Origin of the sequence: Catalinimonas alkaloidigena (assembly GCF_029504655.1) — a bacterium.
Lineage (GTDB): Bacteria > Bacteroidota > Bacteroidia > Cytophagales > Cyclobacteriaceae > Catalinimonas > Catalinimonas alkaloidigena.
In genome coordinates, this window is record NZ_JAQFIL010000001.1 from 4691543 (window position 1) to 4708639 (window position 17097).

The window sequence follows — 17097 nt, forward strand, 5'->3', positions numbered from 1 at the left end:
ATGTTTGACATTAATTTTCTTCAATAAGGGAAAGAATATTTCCGGCAGGATCTCTGAACCATGCGATATTGGGCCCCTTCGCCTGTGCAGCGCCACGGAACACTCCCTTTTCATCCGTTTTGATCTCACCTCCATACTGTTCAAATGACACTCCTTTTGCGCTTAGACTATCTACCGCTTCATCAATATCATCTACCGGAAAATTGAGAATGGTGAAGGTGGCTGGTTCATGATTGGGTTTAGGATACACCAGAATATTGCTGCTTCCGGCTATATGAATTTCCAGTATTCCCATAGGATTATCTGCTACTTCCAGACCCAGCACTTCGCCATAGAAGGCTTTTGCTTTTGCCAAATCATCTACCGAAAATCCGCTGAATGCTTTACTGTGTTTCAACATGCGTTTATTAGTTTTATATAAAAATGCTATTTATGGCCAGGCCTCCAGTTTGGGCATGCGCATCACATCCTCTCCCAGATACCACTCTATACCAGGTGCTATGGTAGCTGGCCGAGAGCCTCCCAACTTCCTGAATGCCAGGCTGATTTTTTCTTCCTGCCCTCTCCAGTTTTTTTACATTTTCAGTCAGCTACTTTCCTTTTGAGAGCACATAATTCTCATAAGCGTACTGCTCACTTTCCCCATCAAAAGCCTGAGATACCGCAGCCTTATAGATCAAGCTTCCCTCCTGATCAGGGTAAGATACTCCGAAAAAAACTTTATCCTGACTGTCGGGCAGCATGTGCATCCATGTGTTAAAAGCTTCGCCTATTCCTTCAGGAAAATACCGGACAGTAAGCGCGATTAGCGTCACTTCCTCAATGAGCGCATATTCTTTCACGACCTTATTTTAAGAATAAAAACTTATTTTAAGTATATTGCAAACCTACAGTCTATTTCCGAATTTTAGAGGGTGCGATTGCGACAGTTTGTGGGGTGAATCACGACATTAATACTAACCAGCTTTTTGACATGAAACATGTATCTATTCTTGTTCCCCGTGGACATATTAGCGTAGTTAATATTGAGGGCACTTACCAGATATTATCGGAGGTAAATGGCCTGCTCAAAGAGATGGGCAGAGAGCCAGTATTTGAAGTTCACCTCGTAGGTTTGGTGAAAACAGAAGAAAAACATGGCCTTTTTAGTGTTAAGCCTGATGTGGGTATAGAGAATGTGCCCAAAACGGATCTTATCATCATTCCTGCCATACATGGAGATCAGGAGAAGGTGCTGTCCCATAATCAGAGTTTTATGCCGTGGGTGATACAGCAATATGAAAATGGTGCAGAAGTAGCCAGCTTTTGCATAGGTTCATTTTTCCTGGCTGCTAGCGGTTTGCTCAAAGGCAAACAGTGTACTACCCACTGGAAGTTTATCCATGAGTTCAGGCAAATGTATCCGGAAGCACAGGTGGTAGATGATAAGATCATGACGGAACAGGAAGGGATTTATACCAGCGGCGGCGCTTATTCTTACCTGAATTTATTACTCTACCTGATAGAAAAATATGCAGGGCGAGAAGTTGCTGTTTTCATTTCCAAAGCCTTTATGATTGACATTGATCGTACCAGTCAGTCACCCTTTATTATTTTCCAGGGACAGAAAACACATGAAGATGAAGAGGTCAGGCAGGCGCAAGAGTTTATTGAGCAAAACTTTCAGGAAAAGATTAGTCTGGATACACTCGCTTCTATGTTTGCCATGGGCAGAAGAAATCTGGAGCGCAGATTTAAGAAAGCTACCAGCAATACAGTTACTGAATATATCCAAAGGGTGAAGGTAGAAGCCGCAAAAATGAGCCTGGAGTCTTCCCGTGAGAATGTGAATGAAGTGATGTACAAAGTAGGCTATACCGATAACAAAGCTTTTCGTGCTGTTTTCAAAAAAATCACCGGTTTGTCTCCGGCTCAGTACCGCAATAAGTACAATCGTGAAGCAGCCGTGTCTGCAAGCTAAACTTTAGGGCAAAAAAAAGCGGAAGATAATTCTCCCGCTTTTTAACACTTTAGAACTTAACCTTATCTAATCTTTTCTTTCAGGGTTTCAACCTTGCGCTTGGCGTCGGTCCTGCCCAGCGCATAGGCTTTTTCGTAGAGCAATAGTGCTTCCTGATAAGATGCCTGTTTCTTTTTGCGCGCCAACTGCGTACGTTTGGCTACTTCTTCTACAGCCTCTCCTCTGGCGAAGTAAGCATCAGCCTGGGAAATTTGCTGTTGCAGGATCATCGCTTTGATGTGAGCCTCAGCATTGGCCAGTTCTTCATTCTGCGCCATGATTTCCTCAGTTTTCCGCACAATTTCTTCCTCCCTGACAGCTACTGTCATCACCAGAGAAGCATTGTCTGCTTCCAGCCCTTCTACCTGAACCTGTAGCGCAGTAACTTCCTCGTTTTTAGCAGTGATTTCTTTTTTCAGCTTTTTGATGTTAGCTGCATAAGTCTGGCTTACGGACTGAGAAGTTTGCAGACTTTTCTCGAGCTCAGCAATTCTTTCCTGTGTCTCCAGAATATACCCCTGTATGCTTTCCATCCGCTGGATGTAGCTATCGGTAGGACCGGTCTCCAGGTTGATAGCCATATACTGACGGGCAGCATCGATAGAATCCATTAGTACGCCTACTTCTTCCAGCATGCGTGCAGCCTGCTGGCTGTGGATCAACTCTAACTGTAAGCTGTCAAGCTGCGCTTGTAACTGTTCTTTTTCCTGTTTTGCACCACAACCAAAAAGGGTACTTATTAACAACATGACACCTACGAGTGCCAGCCTATTTTGTCTGATCATTTTTTATTTGATAATATGATAATTAGACGATGCTTGAGCCTAAAGTCACTATTCAAAGAAAAAATTATTTCATTTAAAGATATTAATTTATTAAAGCCCGTTTGATCTTACCAGTTCAGACAGCGAGGGGCTATGCCATTGACGTACTTGCGAATGGCTTCAATCTCTTCTGCTGTACTACCTCCGTCAAAACCACCTAGCGCTGCATAGCCGATTTTTTCATTGTACTGCTTCAGAAACTGGCTGGCAAGCGGCATATAGCTCCAGTGCCATTTTTCTTCATTGTAGCCGTGTGGCCTCTCGCTGCCTTTTTCGGTATACACCTGGCAGAAGCCATACTCATGGGCATAAGCCAATAACCAGTCGTACACTTTTTTACCCTCACCTGAAGCGAAGTAAGCATTATTCAATGCGTTCAGGTCAATATCAGTGCCCCAGTGATGGCGAGATGTGCCGGGCATGGAACTGTACTCCAGTATCTTTAAAGCCCTTTCCTTCGGATCAGTTACAGCCTGGCTCAGGTCCATTCCATCTACTTTTCGCTGACCATTCCACTTGGCTTCCCAGATGCTTTTCTGGGCGGCGAAGTTTCGTGTGGCTGAGATAATATGAAGCTTTACACCCTCTTCCCCGGCTGCTTCTGCCATACGCACAAAATCCTCATAAGCCTCTTTTCTGAGGTAAATTTCATTTTTACTGGTATACTGAGAAGCTATTTGGGTAAAGCTACTGTCCTGCGCGGGTTGGATTTTGCCCAACAGTGCTTCTGTACTTAGCTCAATCTCTATCCCCCTGTCACCTTCTGGCTGACTTACATTTTGGGACAAGCTCTGTGTCTTTTGGTTTACTTTTTCAGTAGCCCCTGCTTTCTTTTCCTGCTTTGGCGACTGGCAGGCCGTACTTAACATTAGCAAAACTATACAGCTAATTATGCTCATTTTATTCATAATTCATTCGTCATTATTCAGTAAACGCTTAATTCGGTCTTTGTAATTTCTACTGACCTTTAATACAAGCCCGGTATTCAGTTGTAGTTCCAGCTCACTCATTCCTCCGGTATTGATCTGCTGCACGTGACTTAGGTTGACAATACTGGATTTATGAATTCTAACGAACTGATCTCCCGGCAAATTCTTCTCCATATTTTTCATGCTGTCGCGCAGCAGGAAATAACGCGCCTTGGTATGCACCTTTATATAATAATCATACGCCTCAATCCACATTATCTGATGATAGGGCAACAGATGCACCCGCCCTTCTGTTTTCACCGCCAGTCTACCCGTAGGTTTTCCTGAGCCTGAGGAGAGGAGGCTTCCTTCTCTACCTTCGGCAGCCTGCCGCTGCTGGTTCTGCAATAGATCATTCAGACGCTGCTGTTTCTCCTGCAACTGCTGTTGCCTGATGCGGGCTTTGGCAAAATCAAGTGCTTTGAAGAACCTCTCATCCGTAAATGGCTTAAGCAGATAGTCTATGGCATGCACTTCAAAAGCCTTTAGCGTATATTCGTCATAGGCGGTGATAAATATCACTTCGGGACGGTATTCGGGGGGGAGGCTGTTGAGAACTTCAAAACCGTTGATACGGGGCATTTGTATATCCAGCAATAGCAAATCGGCTTTTTGATCCTGTAAAACTTCCAAAGCTTCCAGGCCATTAGCACAGCGTGCCAGCACTTCTACCTCTTTATCTTTCTCAAGCAGATGCTGCACGCCTTCCCGGGCTTCCGGTTCATCATCTACAATAATACATTTGAGCTTGCTCACTGTTTTTTTAGGTTAGTAGTAAAGAACTGAGAGGGATTGTGTATTAAAGTTGAATTCTTCATTTCAGTAATATTTACTCGCTTACTATCTTCTTTTTTACGTTCAGCCTGTCATCTGTATTGTTGATCGGCAAGCTTAGCCTGACCAGCACACTATCTTCCTGGGCGGTAAACTGAAGGTGCGCCTTGCCCTGATAGAGCTGCCGCAGTCTGTCAATGGTATTGCGCAAGCCTATACCCTTGCTTTTGGCCATCACCCAGTCGTGAGGAGCTACATCTGTGCTGTTGTAAACTTCCAGTATCAGATAGTTATTTTCATAATAGCTGCTGATACGAAGTTTTGCAAGGCCTAAAGAATGTGCAATTCCATGCTTAAAAGCATTTTCCACGATAGGCTGCAACACCATATTAGGCACCTGCGCTTGCTTTGTGCGCTCTTCTATATGCATTTCTAGCTGCAGACGGTCCTGAAAACGGACCTGCTCAACATTCAGATAATGCTGAATTAAGCTTAGTTCTTCTTCCAGGCTGATGAACTGTTTTCTTTTCTGGCTGAGGTTATTGCGCAGCATCTCACTCAAACCAATAATCATGCTGATGGCTTTGGCCTGATCGTTACGCCTTACCATCATAACAATGGCATTAAGTGCATTGAAAAGAAAATGGGGCTGTAACTGCATACGCATACTGTTGAGCTGGGCATCACTGAGCTGAGTCTTAAGCCCCAAAGCCTGCAATGCCTGCTCCTGATAGCGGTGCCGGTAATCCAGCGCTGTCAGTGCAAAAAGGACCAGCCAGTACACGCCTGCTCCATTCGTAATGTCAAACCAGGTATCTCCCCAAAGTATGAGCAATTCTCTCCAGTTCAGACTTTCCTGAGGAAGAAAGAGACGTTCCAGTAGCAGACCACTGATGTAAGTCAGGCCTTTGTGTAAAACTCCAAAAAGTACACTCATCAAAACATGGAAGATGATAAAGGAGGCTCTCCTCCACCGTTTAGAATATAAAAAAAAGTCTATGACAAGATAGCTGAGCGCCCAATAACTAAGATACGTTGAGAAGGGGTAGCGTATCATGCTTTCCCACTCAAAGTTTAGCCCAAAGCTAATGGCATGGCTGTACTGCTTTACACCTGCCAGAATCCCCAGCAGACACCAGGCCAGAAAATTATAGGTCAGCAGCCTTTTGATCTGTAAAACACGCTCAATGGAATGCATAGGATGTTAGCAATATAGAAAATCAGGGCAGTGATTTAAACAAATTGATGCTGAAAAGGATAGTCTGATATGAGCAGTTTGAATACCTTCCTGAAAAAATTTACTTCTCGCATGCAACCTGTCGTATTTGGAGGTGCAGCGGCTACAGTGCTGATTTTCGTACTGGCTGGTAGTCTTTTCCCCAAGCATGTCTCTGATCTCTTTGGTCAGATTCAGACTTTTATCATCAATGATTTTGGATGGTTTTATGTCCTAAGCGCTAGCGCCATACTACTCTTTGTCATTTACTTAATGATCGGTCCGCTCAGTCATATCCGTCTGGGAGGGGATGGCGCTCGTCCTGACTTCAACTATTTTACCTGGTTTACCATGCTTTTCAGCGCGGGCATGGGCACCGGCCTGGTATTCTGGAGTGTGGCTGAACCTTTGAACCACTATCATAAGCCTCCCCTGGGTGAAGGAGAGTCTTATGCTGCCCTGAGAGAAGCATTTCAGTTTACCTTTTTTCACTGGGGGCTGCACCCCTGGGCAATCTATGCCCTTTTTGGGTTGGGCATTGCATACTATCACTTTCGCATAGGGCTGCCATTGGCACCCCGCTCACTTTTCTACCCACTCTTTGGTGATAAAATCTTTGGTTGGCTAGGACATTTCATTGACATACTTGCCACAGTAGGGACGCTCTTTGGCGTGGCTACTTCTTTGGGTTTAGGTGCCATGCAGATCAATTCAGGCCTTAGCATACTTAGCCAACTGAATCAGTCTACAGGAGTACAAGTCATCATTATTGCTACGATAACACTTGTTGCCACTATTTCTGTTGTGCTGGGTTTGGACAAAGGGATCAGTCGCCTCAGCCGGTTCAATGTCCTGCTGGCTTTTCTTCTGCTGGTGTTCGTTTTCGTTGCAGGTCCATCCGTTTATCTGCTCAATACTCTGGTAACCGGCATAGGAACTTATTTGCAGCAGTTACCTTTCAGTAGCTTCTGGGTCAATATGAACAGTGAAAATACCTGGCAGGCTGACTGGACCTTATTTTATTGGGCATGGTGGATTTCCTGGTCACCTTTTGTAGGCATATTTGTAGCCCGTATTTCTAAAGGACGTACAGTTAGAGAGTTTATTATGGGCGTATTATTTGTGCCCACACTGGCCACTTTTATATGGCTTTCAGTTTTTGGGGGAACAGCTCTTTTTTACGAGATTGAGGAAGGAGTATCTCTTTTCAATGAAATTGAGGGCACTCCCTCCATTGCGTTGCATAGGTTATTGCAGGAGCTGCCATTCTCCACCATCAGCCTGATATTTGCTACCCTACTCATTACTATCTTTTTTATTACCTCTTCAGATTCCGGTTCATTTGTAGATGACATGGTCACTTCAGGAGGTCACCCTAACCCGCCAGTGGGGCAAAAAGTATTCTGGGCAGTATCGGAAGGGGCAGTGGCTGCCACACTTCTTCTTTCGGGTGGGCTTGATGGTTTACGGTCTGCCTCACTGACCTCCGGCCTACCCATGACGATTCTGCTGCTGATGAGTGGAGCGGGGCTTTATAAGGCATTAAGCAATGACCATAAACTCCCTAATGTTCCCAAAGCCCGGGAAATCAAGAAAAAATTAACGGAAAAAAGAAAGTGAAAGCTTTATAATGAAGGTCTCCTGATCATGTAAAAGGGATTGCTCAGCTTCTCGGTCCGTTTATCCAGAAGCAGTCTGGCAGCATTTTCTCCCATTTTCTGGAAGTCGGTAGAGATCACGGCGATTCCATCGTGCAGCACCTCTTTGATCGGCGTATCATTATAGGAAATGATCCCCACATCTTTGCCTATCTCCAACTGGTTTTGTTTACAGTACTTGATGATATTGACCAGTTCATCTTCCTCAATTACGATGTACAGACTACGTGGCTTTACCAAATCTGCATCAAACACATTGGTAATACAATATTCATAATGGTAATCGGTACAAAACTTTTTGAAGCCCGTCATGATATCGGGTACATACTGATTACCGTCCGGAAAGATGAAGTTAATTCTCTGGTAGTTACTTAAGCGATCCATCGCAGAAGCCAGCACATCATAAATATCTTTTTCAAAGTTTTCGCAAACTGCTTTGTAATTTCCTTTCAAGGTTTTTACGTCCTTATCAATCAGCAGTAGCTTCTCTTTTGGCACCGAGGAAATTACTTCTACAGTCTTTTCAGAAAAATCTTTGAAGCATGGGATGATAGCGTAATAGTGATAGTTACCCTGGCTTTCGTCTAACAACCTTTTTAGCATTTCGGTGCTGTAATTATGCACACAGGTCTCTACACTTGCCTGTTCGCCCAGCGTTTCTACAAATGCCTGTACAATTTTTTTCTTATGGGCACTGATCTTATTGATGATCAGGAGCACGCGGATCTTATCTACGGGATGATCACAGTTTACATAATAACCTTTGCCCGGTACAGATTTGATGATACCCTGCTCCCTCAGCCTGGTATAGGCTTTTTCTACGGTGTCTCGTGAAATCAAAAAGTCTTCACTGGTTTCATTGATGGAAGGGATACGTTCACCCCGCTTAAAAATCCCATTTTCAATATCCGATTTGATCAGGTTCATCACCTGCTCATACTTTGGGGTATGTGAATCCTCCTGAATCTGGGTAAAGTTAATTGTAGCCATAAATAGGTTGTTATAAAACACTAAAGAGATTAATCTTGCTCAAGACATGCTACCATCCATTCTATTGCAAAAATGACAAATTAACAGCAGCTTTTTCCACAAAATTAAATATACAATTCTTTTTTTAATCTCTCTTTGCGCATTTTGAGATTATCAAAATTTTGAATTTTAAACATAAACAAAAAAATGTGACAATTGCTCTCTCAGGCGCATTAAGGGACTTTTTTTTATGCTATAAATAGCTTCCGCATTGTATAGATTAGTGCTAAAAATATTTTTTCTTTGTGCCTTCTAAAGCTGAACCTTACTGATGTATGTCATCAAATGTAGCTAAAAAACCTCCTTCCGTAAACGTGTCCAGAATGGCCGTCGGTGCTTTTTTTATCATCCTCGGAATCATCTTTTCTACCTGGGCCAGCCGCATACCCAACATTCAGGGGCATCTGCAACTTAGCGACGGAGCTTGGGGTAGTGTGCTTTTCGCACTTCCTTTTGGGTTGCTCACCGGCTTGCCTCTCTCAGCCTGGGCAGTAGCTCGCCTGGGTAGCCAGCGCACAATGCTCGCCGCCACTCTTTTTCACATCTTCACCCTTCCATTCATCGGACTGGCTAACGAAAGTTGGGTACTGATGAGCATCCTGTTTTTCTTTGGTCTGTCAGGAAATCTGATCAATGTAGCAGTAAACACCCAGGCTGTAGCTGTTGAAGCCTTGTATAAGCGCTCCATTATGGCATCTTTCCACGGGCTATGGAGCCTGGCAGGCTTTGCAGGAGCAGCGCTCGGAGCCCTGTTTATCTCCCTGGGCCTTAGTCCCTTTATACATTTTTGTATCATCGGAGGGTTGGTATGCATACTATTGGTATTTGCGTACCGTCATACCCTGGCTGATGAAAATACTGAGCAGAAACAGCAAAAGGTTTTTGTAATGCCCGACCGCCAGCTCCTGGTATTAGGCATGATCGCTTTCTGCGGCATGATCTGCGAAGGTACGATGTTTGACTGGAGCGGCATCTACTTCAAAAAGGTAGTAGAAGTACCTGAAGCCTACATCGCAGTAGGCTATGTCGCCTTTATGTGCAGCATGGCTGCCGCCCGTTTTATTGGTGACCGCCTGGCGGGAAAATTCGGTACTTTCAGGATGATTCAGCTAAACGGACTATTGGTCACTATTGGCCTATTAATTTCGGTTGCTTTCCCCAATATTGTCAGTGCGACTTTAGGGTTTATGCTGGTGGGACTGGGTGTCTCTACCATCGTACCATTGTTGTACGGCGAAACCGGAAAAACCACCACCATGTCTCCTGGCTCAGCCATCACCGCGGTCTCTTCAGTAGGATTTCTGGGTTTTCTCTTTGGCCCTCCGGTAATTGGTTATATTTCCGAAATTACAGACCTGCGCTGGGCTTTTGCCCTGGTCTCTCTCTTGGGCATCAGCATTGTACTGATTAGCAGTAGCGTAAAAAAGATACAGTAATTTACTTTATCACTATGGAAGAACTCAAAAACCTCCTGATATTGACGGTTACAGTCGTGAGTGTGTTGATAATTGCTTCCTTACCCTGGATGTTTATTCTTGCATTTGGGTTTCGTTCGCTGGCAGCAGAGATGGAACAGGTAGAATTAACTTTTGGCCTGGGCAATGCTTATGTCAGCTTGTTGATAATTGCCATGGTGAGTAGCGCCCTGATCCTGTTTTTTCTTGTAAGTTGGGTTGTCAAACATAAGGACCGATTTTTTAAGCCTTAAGAATCGCTCACGCTTACAATGTCCAAAAACAGAATCATTAAACCCTGGAATATGCAAAACTGAAGATCTGCCAGATTATTAAATCTGGCAGATCTCAGCTTAATCAGTTGTAAGGTACTTTAACTTTAACATTGTCAAAACCAAAACTACTGCTGCTGGTACCTCCAATCAGAACTTGCGTGATTTCGGTTGAGTAGGCAGAAAGATTCCATGTACCCGTACCCAGGCTTGACCATTTCCACCAGCCTCCTCCTTTCTTCTTAAACCACAACTGAATTGGTCCATTGGTTACTTTGATACCCAACAGATCAAAAGTTCTCTGGGAGCTACTGTAATCATAGGCATAGATTTTAATCCACTGTGAACCATGATGGGTGTCTAGCTTACGAGGCTCCAAAATTGGGTTGATATTCAAACAGGAGTTTCCCGAGGGCTTACCAAACTCTCCACTACCGGTGATACAGGGGTTGAAATTCTGATAACTCAGATGATAATGGTTATAGTTGCTGGTAAATGCCGGATTATAGCCAGCGCCATTATTTTCTTTTACATGTATCCATGCATTACCCACCTTATGAATGTAAAAAGGCCAAAAGGTAAATGTATTCTGAGCATTGTCAGGAATAATAGTAAGTGCCATCTGGTCATTGAAATCTACATAATCAGTCACTCCTGCCGCAGTAGCCTTTGCATTCGTTGATTTTTTCTTGCTTTCAGGAAATCTAAGGTTAGCAATCTCTTCACGTACTTCACCCGAGGCGGGAGCCTCAGTAATATCAGGGGCGGTAGCCAAACGGCTTACTTCTTCCTGCTGAATATCAGGAGCCGTATCAGGAACCAGCTCTTTGCTGTCTTCAGAACAGCTGACAATAAAGCTCAAAAAGATAGCCGGCAAAAGAGCTGCGCTTAAGGTTGATTTGATACTCTTTCTCATCACAAATAGTTTAAGGTTAACATTTATTTGTTGGTAAAGAGTCGTACAAAGCTTGTAACCAGTTCCTGGCTATTATTTTGAAAATGTTAACTTAAGTTAAATACTGAAAATTTAAAATTTAACGCTTGAGTGCATGGTATACAGTTTAATTGATCAGTAGAATATTGTTTGTGTAAACCCTTAAATACCAGGGTAATAAGCGGGGTTTTTTATCTGTAATCAAGCAAGAACAACGATCAGATTAGCATATTATGTAATTATTAAATCTTAAAACTATTTAGAAATAAATCTATATTTTTAGCATATTCATAAAAAAAGCACTAACTATCATATAACTGTTAGAGAAAGGTACTATCAAGACCAAGCTTATGATCAGTATTAAGGCTGAGTGTAACAAGTAGTGCTTGATCTGTCAATTTCTACATGCTCAAAATAAAATATGCTAGAAAGACCTATTGGTATCAGCCCAGGTTTCAACTACAGCAAAATATTAATTTGAGTACAATACCAGAAAAAATCAGGGTACAACCAATCGGTTGCGGCCAGTTTGGTATGACCCTTCGCCTGAGTTTTTTCGCAATATATTTTTATCCGGCACAATATCAGTCTTAAACAAATTTTTGTTATCTGCGATGGAGCGGGATGCACAATGGATTTCAGAAATCAAGAAAGAAAATAGAGGAGCTTTCAGGGCTGTGTATGATCATTACGCAGACAAGATCTTCTACGTCTCTTTACGCTTTCACCTTAGCGAAGATGAGGCTAAAGAAATGGTACAAGCTGTATTTCTGAAGCTCTGGGAAAAAAGAGAAAGCCTGAAAGAACATCTGTCTCTCAACGCATTCCTCCTTACTATTACCAAAAATAATATCCTTAACCTACATAAGCGAAAAGCTGTCGAACTTGCGGGCATGCAAACTTATCTAAAATACCAACCTACTTCCGCCAGCACTACTGAAGATTACCTTAGCTTTTCCGAACTTGAAAATTGTACCCTTCGGTTTATTAACTCTCTACCTTCTCGTCACAAACAGATTTTTCTACTAAGTAGAAAAGAAGGGATGAAAAATGAAGAGATAGCCAGCCAGCTTAACTTATCCAAAAGAACGGTGGAGAATAATATATACCAGGCTGAGTTAGCAATACGTCAGTTTCTGAAGAAAAATAAAATTCTGGAAAGAAGCTTTGTTTTCCTCACGGTCTGGATTGGCTTATAGAAAAGTAAAAAATTTTAGTTCGGATAGAGTAAATGAAGTTGTTGGATTGTATACATAGTATACACCAGCAAAAACCGCTTCATTCGCATGGCCCCGGAACTTTTAGCAAGGTTTTTTAGAAATGAATGCTCACCTGATGAGCAGCGAAAAGTTTTGGCCTGGTATCTGTCAGGAGAGGCAGACGCGGAACTCTCGGAAAAAATTGAAGCTTACTGGAAAGAAGAAAAAAGCAGCTCCCATGACCAATGGGGTAAGAAAGCTTTATTTTCATCCATTGAGAAACAAATTAATTCTAATCGCAGCACTACTAAAACCAATACCAAGAAAGGAGAAGCAAATTCAAAAAATTTTTGGAGAAGCTGGAAATATGCTGCGGTTTTTGCCTTACTGCTGCTCACAATAGGGTGGTGGTATCAATCTGTATATAAGCTAGCTCAGCCTCCCCAAAACCCACTGGTTAAACAAACAGTAGATGAGGAAGCGTTTACTATAAAACAGACTGCGAGAGGAGAAAAGCTTACCATCACGCTGGATGATAAAACTGTCATTCAACTCAATGCTGAGAGTACTATTCAGTACAAAAAGAGTGCAGTAAGAGAGGTGTTTCTGGAAGGAGAAGCTTTTTTTTATGTCGCCAGAGATACTGTTCATCCCTTCCAGATCCACACTGCTAGCGTTACTACTACCGTGCTGGGCACTTCATTTAACATTAAAGCTTTTTCCGATGAGGATGACATAGCTGTATCGGTAGTATCAGGGAAAGTAAAGGTGGAAAAAAAAGATACTGCACAGACCCAAACCGTACATCTGATCCCCGGTGAGCAGGTAGTCTACACTCACCGTGACACTGCATTTGCCAAGAAGAATTTTGAATTTCAAAGCGTAATATCCTGGAAAGACGGAACTCTCTTCTTTAAAAACGCAAGCTTTCCGGAGGTAGTCACCACCCTGGAGCGCTGGTATGGCGTAGAAATAGATGTTCAACGAAAAGGTATTGAAAACGGCTTTAGCGGCTCATATACCAATAGATCTCTGGAAAGTGTGCTGGAGGGTATGAGCTTTGTTCTGGATTTTGAATATGAAATTAACCATAAAACCATCATCATTAAATAAACCGCTTGCCAATGAAAATTTACCGACAAACAAACTTACAGTAGTCTCCAGGAGATCTACTGACTGCCATATGATGTAAATGCTCCGGTAGTAGCTCTGTCCTTTTTACATCAGTACTAATACAAAGCAACCAATAACTATCACTTTAATGAAACCTAAACTATTACTACAATCAACCACTATGGGTAGGTTCCTGCTGCTTGGAGTTCTGACTCTGTTTTGCTTTAACACCAAGCTTCTTGGCAGTAACGACTCGGAACAAAAGAAAAGTATTGAAGAGATTTTCATTGAAATCAGACTCGATAAGGTCAGTCTGGGAGAAGCAATTTCCTCCATTGAAAAAGAAACTGACTTCAGTTTTGTCTATAATGAAAATGTGCTCAGGAAGAAGCACGATATATCACTGGATGGTACTATAAAATCCTTAGGCGATGTATTAAGAAGTATTTCTCAGCAAACCCAACTGGCCTTTAAACGCATGGGTAACAATATCCATATCAGTGACAGTAAAGCAGTTGGTCAGGTAGTAGAAGAAGTAATGGGAGCAATACCACAAATCGTAGTCAGTGGTACAGTTACTTCTTCTTCAGATGGTTCAAGCTTGCCCGGAGTAAACGTGCTTGTAAAAGGAACCATGATCGGTACAGTTACAGACGCAGAAGGGAAATATAGCATCAACGTGCCAAATGATGATGACATTTTAGTGTTTTCATCCATTGGATTTACCAGCCAGGAAATCCCCCTCAACGGCAGAAGTGTGGTCGATATCTCTATGGAAGAAGATGTACAGTCCCTGTCTGAAGTTGTTGTGGTTGGTTATGGAACCATGAGGAGAAGTGATGTTACAGGTTCTGTTTCCAGTGTAACGCCTAAAGAACTTGTAGACAGACCCGTAGTGAACATCGGACAAGCTCTACAGAATAAAGTATCAGGGGTACAGGTAATTAAGCAGGGAGCTGGATACCCCGGCTCCAACCCGCAGATTCGCATCCGGGGTACTAACTCCATTAACTCAAACAGCGATCCGCTCTTTGTAGTAGATGGAATAGTAGGGGTGAATAATGCCTTAAGAAATATTAACCCCCAGGATATTCTGACCATGGATATCCTGAAAGATGCCTCCGCTACCGCTATTTATGGTACTCGTGGTGCAAATGGTGTAATCATTATCACTACCAAGCGCGGCGAGGTCGGTAAAGTAAGCGTCAATTATAATGGCTCAATGACCCTGGGAACGATGCAGAGACATAATTACACAGTTACTGCTGACCAGTTTTTTTATTTATATGAGCAGGCGTTCACCAACACCCCTAAGTATGGTACACTGGACAGATCAAAGGATTTCAGAGGGGACTCTGGTACAGGATTATCTTGGTCCGAAATGCCACATTTATTCGAACAGGTTCAACAAGGGGAATACTTTATGGACCTGGTTGGGAATGATGGAAACTATTATAAACCAAGGTTTTATTCAAACTGGGAGGATATTGCTTTCGAAAACTCTCTCTCACATGATCATTATGTTGATGTAAGCGGAGGGTCAGAAAATGCCAAGTATTCAATCGGTCTGGGACATACGAATCAGGATGGCCTTTTGTTAGAATCTTACTACAAACGTATAAATGCCAGATTCTCCACTGATATTGAGTTAAACGATTGGCTGGGGGTAAGTACCAACATATTGTATTCCCGGGCCAAAAGTGCGCGAGGAGATGACCAACTCAGAACTGTCTCTGAGACCTGGCCTATTCTGCCGACCAGGTATCCTAATGACCCTGATGTGTATGGTATATATGCGGGCAAATGGAGTGAGGGCAGAGACTTCCCAGTAGGTGAGAACTGGAGAAATATAGTGTATACAATGAATCAGAGAGACGGATACTATCTAAACACCCAGTTTACGGGAGGTATAGTATTTAACGCTCAGATTACCCCTAATTTAAGTTTTAAGACCAACCTTTCAGTAGATAACCGTAGTGAAGACAGCCGGTGGTTTAACGGAGATTTCCAGGGTAACCGGACTTCAGACGCCAGGGGTAGTAATCAGAGATGGCTGTATTGGCAGAACGAAAACTACTTCAACTATGACAAATTGGTGGGAAATCACTCGTTTTCCGGTATGATCGGACTTTCATGGTCAGAAACTGTCAGAGATTGGGTAGAAGCGAGAGCATCCAATTTCCCATCAAACTTCTACAGTTATAATAACCTTAATGCCGGCACAAATACACCAGCAGCTTATTCTGAAAATCAGCGAAGTGCTCTAAACTCCTACTTTGCAAGGGTCAATTATGCATATAATGACAAATATATGTTTACGGCAACCGGCCGTATGGACGGATCCTCAAAGTTCGGTCCGAACAATAAATACGCTTTCTTTCCATCAGTTGGCGTGGGCTGGAGAATTTCCAATGAAGACTTCATGGCAGGTAATAACCTGGTCTCAAATCTTAAAATACGGGCCAGCGCCGGTAGAACCGGTAACCAGGAGATTGGTAGTTTTGTAACCCAAAGGTATATCAACACCACCAACGTAATGTTTGGTGATGGCAGGCAGGCAGGCTTCTATCCTGGCTCTACCGGTAACCCGGACCTAAAATGGGAAACAACTACACAGTGGGATGTAGGAATTGATCTGGGCCTGTTTAACAACCGGGTTAATATCGTCGCTGACTATTATCATAAACTAACTGACGATATGTTGTTCAACCTCCCTCTACCTGAATCAACCGCACCCGGAAGTGCTTTCGTAAATTATGGAGCTGTAGAAAACACTGGAGTAGAAGTAGAATTGGCCACTACCAATGTTATAAATGATAACTTCTCCTGGGATACCCGCTTAACAGTATCTGCCAACAGAAATGAGATCAAGAAACTTGGTCCCACCGGCGCAGACGTATACGTGGATACCGGCGCAGGTAATGGTACCTCTGTATATAGAATCGGAGAACCCATAGGATCTTTCTTCGGGCTCAATCGTATGGGAGTTTACAGTACCCAGGAAGCCGCATTGGCTGCCCGCTATGGCAGGGTACCCGGCGATCTGAAGTTTGAAGATGTAAACCAGGACGGAAAGATAGAATTGATTTCTGATGGGGATGTAATCGGTCATTCTTACCCCAAATTTTATGGCGGTTTCATCAATACCTTCAGCTATAGAAATTTTGATGCGAACATTACCATACAATTTGTAGGTGGAGTGGATAAGGTTATCGTTCATGAGTCCGCTGAAGACCGCCAGTTTGTATCGGGTATGGTAAACAGAGTGTTGAATGCATGGCGTCCTGACCATCAGGAGAACACGATGGTTGCGCAAGTTAGAGCTGGAAATGCAGGAGCTCGCTACGACTCTTTCACTGATACGCACTCAATTTACAATGCAGCTTTTATCAGAGGACAGTCGGCCTCCCTGGGCTATACATTTTCTAACTTAATAGGCATAAACAGCTTGCGGGTTTACTTTGCGATGGAAAACTTCTTCCTGTTAACCGCAATTGAGATGGAAGGGTATGATCCTGAAGGTAGTTCACTGGATAAAGCACGCGACAATATTCAAAATATTGACAAGTACCAATATCCTAATCCAACCAACTTCAGCTTAGGGGTTAATGTCAATTTCTAATTTAAAAAGAGTTTATGCCATGAAATACTTAACAA

At 43.0% G+C, this 17097-nt stretch carries 15 protein-coding genes; 7 read left to right on the forward strand and 8 right to left on the reverse strand.

The features are described from left to right. Positions 1-10: 10 nt before the first annotated feature. Positions 11-400, reverse strand: a complete 390-nt coding sequence (locus OKW21_RS19150; protein WP_277482197.1) for a VOC family protein — start codon at positions 398-400, stop codon at positions 11-13. A 190-nt stretch (positions 401-590) separates the two neighbouring features. Beyond that, positions 591-842 (reverse strand): hypothetical protein, encoded by a 252-nt coding sequence (locus OKW21_RS19155; protein ID WP_277482198.1) that lies wholly within the window; start codon positions 840-842, stop codon positions 591-593. Positions 843-973: 131 nt separating this feature from the next. Here OKW21_RS19155 and OKW21_RS19160 point away from each other — a divergent pair, with 131 nt between their 5' ends. Next, positions 974-1960: a GlxA family transcriptional regulator gene (locus OKW21_RS19160; protein WP_277482200.1), complete on the forward strand. Its 987-nt coding sequence runs from the start codon at positions 974-976 to the stop codon at positions 1958-1960. Between the two features lie 62 nt (positions 1961-2022). Here the strand turns inward: OKW21_RS19160 and OKW21_RS19165 are convergent, their stop codons facing one another. From OKW21_RS19165 to OKW21_RS19180, 4 genes are all read right to left on the reverse strand, one after another. Then, the gene (locus tag OKW21_RS19165; RefSeq protein ID WP_277482202.1) at positions 2023-2784 is read right to left on the reverse strand and encodes a coiled-coil domain-containing protein; all 762 of its coding nucleotides are present in this window, start codon (positions 2782-2784) and stop codon (positions 2023-2025) included. 107 nt (positions 2785-2891) lie between these two features. Further along, positions 2892-3692 carry a M15 family metallopeptidase gene (locus OKW21_RS19170; RefSeq protein WP_277487743.1) on the reverse strand — a complete coding sequence of 267 codons (801 nt, stop codon included), beginning with the start codon at positions 3690-3692 and terminating at the stop codon, positions 2892-2894. Between the two features lie 42 nt (positions 3693-3734). Then, positions 3735-4547, reverse strand: coding sequence for a LytR/AlgR family response regulator transcription factor (locus tag OKW21_RS19175; protein ID WP_277482203.1), 813 nt, complete (start codon positions 4545-4547; stop codon positions 3735-3737). Positions 4548-4620: 73 nt separating this feature from the next. Then, positions 4621-5763 carry a sensor histidine kinase gene (locus OKW21_RS19180; protein ID WP_277482204.1) on the reverse strand — a complete coding sequence of 381 codons (1143 nt, stop codon included), beginning with the start codon at positions 5761-5763 and terminating at the stop codon, positions 4621-4623. A 69-nt stretch (positions 5764-5832) separates the two neighbouring features. Here OKW21_RS19180 and OKW21_RS19185 point away from each other — a divergent pair, with 69 nt between their 5' ends. After that, positions 5833-7401 (forward strand): BCCT family transporter, encoded by a 1569-nt coding sequence (locus OKW21_RS19185; protein ID WP_277482205.1) that lies wholly within the window; start codon positions 5833-5835, stop codon positions 7399-7401. A 5-nt stretch (positions 7402-7406) separates the two neighbouring features. Here OKW21_RS19185 and OKW21_RS19190 read toward each other — a convergent pair whose 3' ends face one another. Next, positions 7407-8429, reverse strand: coding sequence for a GntR family transcriptional regulator (locus OKW21_RS19190; RefSeq protein ID WP_277482206.1), 1023 nt, complete (start codon positions 8427-8429; stop codon positions 7407-7409). Positions 8430-8743: 314 nt separating this feature from the next. Between OKW21_RS19190 and OKW21_RS19195 the strand changes: the two genes are divergently transcribed. Then, positions 8744-9904 (forward strand): MFS transporter, encoded by a 1161-nt coding sequence (locus OKW21_RS19195; RefSeq protein ID WP_277482208.1) that lies wholly within the window; start codon positions 8744-8746, stop codon positions 9902-9904. A 14-nt stretch (positions 9905-9918) separates the two neighbouring features. Beyond that, positions 9919-10176 (forward strand): hypothetical protein, encoded by a 258-nt coding sequence (locus OKW21_RS19200; RefSeq protein ID WP_277482209.1) that lies wholly within the window; start codon positions 9919-9921, stop codon positions 10174-10176. Positions 10177-10279: 103 nt separating this feature from the next. Here the strand turns inward: OKW21_RS19200 and OKW21_RS19205 are convergent, their stop codons facing one another. Further along, positions 10280-11110 carry a hypothetical protein gene (locus OKW21_RS19205; protein WP_277482211.1) on the reverse strand — a complete coding sequence of 277 codons (831 nt, stop codon included), beginning with the start codon at positions 11108-11110 and terminating at the stop codon, positions 10280-10282. Positions 11111-11730: 620 nt separating this feature from the next. Between OKW21_RS19205 and OKW21_RS19210 the strand changes: the two genes are divergently transcribed. The 3 genes from OKW21_RS19210 (at position 11731) to OKW21_RS19220 (ending at position 17062) form a co-directional block, all read left to right on the forward strand. Further along, the gene (locus OKW21_RS19210) at positions 11731-12327 is read left to right on the forward strand and encodes an RNA polymerase sigma-70 factor (RefSeq protein ID WP_277482213.1); all 597 of its coding nucleotides are present in this window, start codon (positions 11731-11733) and stop codon (positions 12325-12327) included. A gap of 87 nt (positions 12328-12414) precedes the next feature. Continuing rightward, positions 12415-13440: a FecR family protein gene (locus OKW21_RS19215; protein WP_277482215.1), complete on the forward strand. Its 1026-nt coding sequence runs from the start codon at positions 12415-12417 to the stop codon at positions 13438-13440. 148 nt (positions 13441-13588) lie between these two features. Further along, positions 13589-17062: a SusC/RagA family TonB-linked outer membrane protein gene (locus OKW21_RS19220; RefSeq protein ID WP_277482217.1), complete on the forward strand. Its 3474-nt coding sequence runs from the start codon at positions 13589-13591 to the stop codon at positions 17060-17062. Positions 17063-17097: the final 35 nt, after the last annotated feature.

Excerpts from the sequence above, each read along its gene's own strand:
- OKW21_RS19200 (WP_277482209.1), top strand. The coding sequence starts at position 9,919 with ATGGAAGAACTCAAAAACCTCCTGATATTGACGGTTACAGTCGTGAGT.
- OKW21_RS19180 (WP_277482204.1), bottom strand. The coding sequence starts at position 5,763 with ATGCATTCCATTGAGCGTGTTTTACAGATCAAAAGGCTGCTGACCTAT.
- OKW21_RS19165 (WP_277482202.1), bottom strand. The coding sequence starts at position 2,784 with ATGATCAGACAAAATAGGCTGGCACTCGTAGGTGTCATGTTGTTAATA.
- OKW21_RS19215 (WP_277482215.1), top strand. The coding sequence starts at position 12,415 with ATGGCCCCGGAACTTTTAGCAAGGTTTTTTAGAAATGAATGCTCACCT.
- OKW21_RS19160 (WP_277482200.1), top strand. The coding sequence starts at position 974 with ATGAAACATGTATCTATTCTTGTTCCCCGTGGACATATTAGCGTAGTT.
- OKW21_RS19170 (WP_277487743.1), bottom strand. The coding sequence starts at position 3,692 with ATGTTAAGTACGGCCTGCCAGTCGCCAAAGCAGGAAAAGAAAGCAGGG.
- OKW21_RS19185 (WP_277482205.1), top strand. The coding sequence starts at position 5,833 with ATGAGCAGTTTGAATACCTTCCTGAAAAAATTTACTTCTCGCATGCAA.
- OKW21_RS19220 (WP_277482217.1), top strand. The coding sequence starts at position 13,589 with ATGAAACCTAAACTATTACTACAATCAACCACTATGGGTAGGTTCCTG.
- OKW21_RS19195 (WP_277482208.1), top strand. The coding sequence starts at position 8,744 with ATGTCATCAAATGTAGCTAAAAAACCTCCTTCCGTAAACGTGTCCAGA.
- OKW21_RS19190 (WP_277482206.1), bottom strand. The coding sequence starts at position 8,429 with ATGGCTACAATTAACTTTACCCAGATTCAGGAGGATTCACATACCCCA.
- OKW21_RS19150 (WP_277482197.1), bottom strand. The coding sequence starts at position 400 with ATGTTGAAACACAGTAAAGCATTCAGCGGATTTTCGGTAGATGATTTG.
- OKW21_RS19205 (WP_277482211.1), bottom strand. The coding sequence starts at position 11,110 with ATGAGAAAGAGTATCAAATCAACCTTAAGCGCAGCTCTTTTGCCGGCT.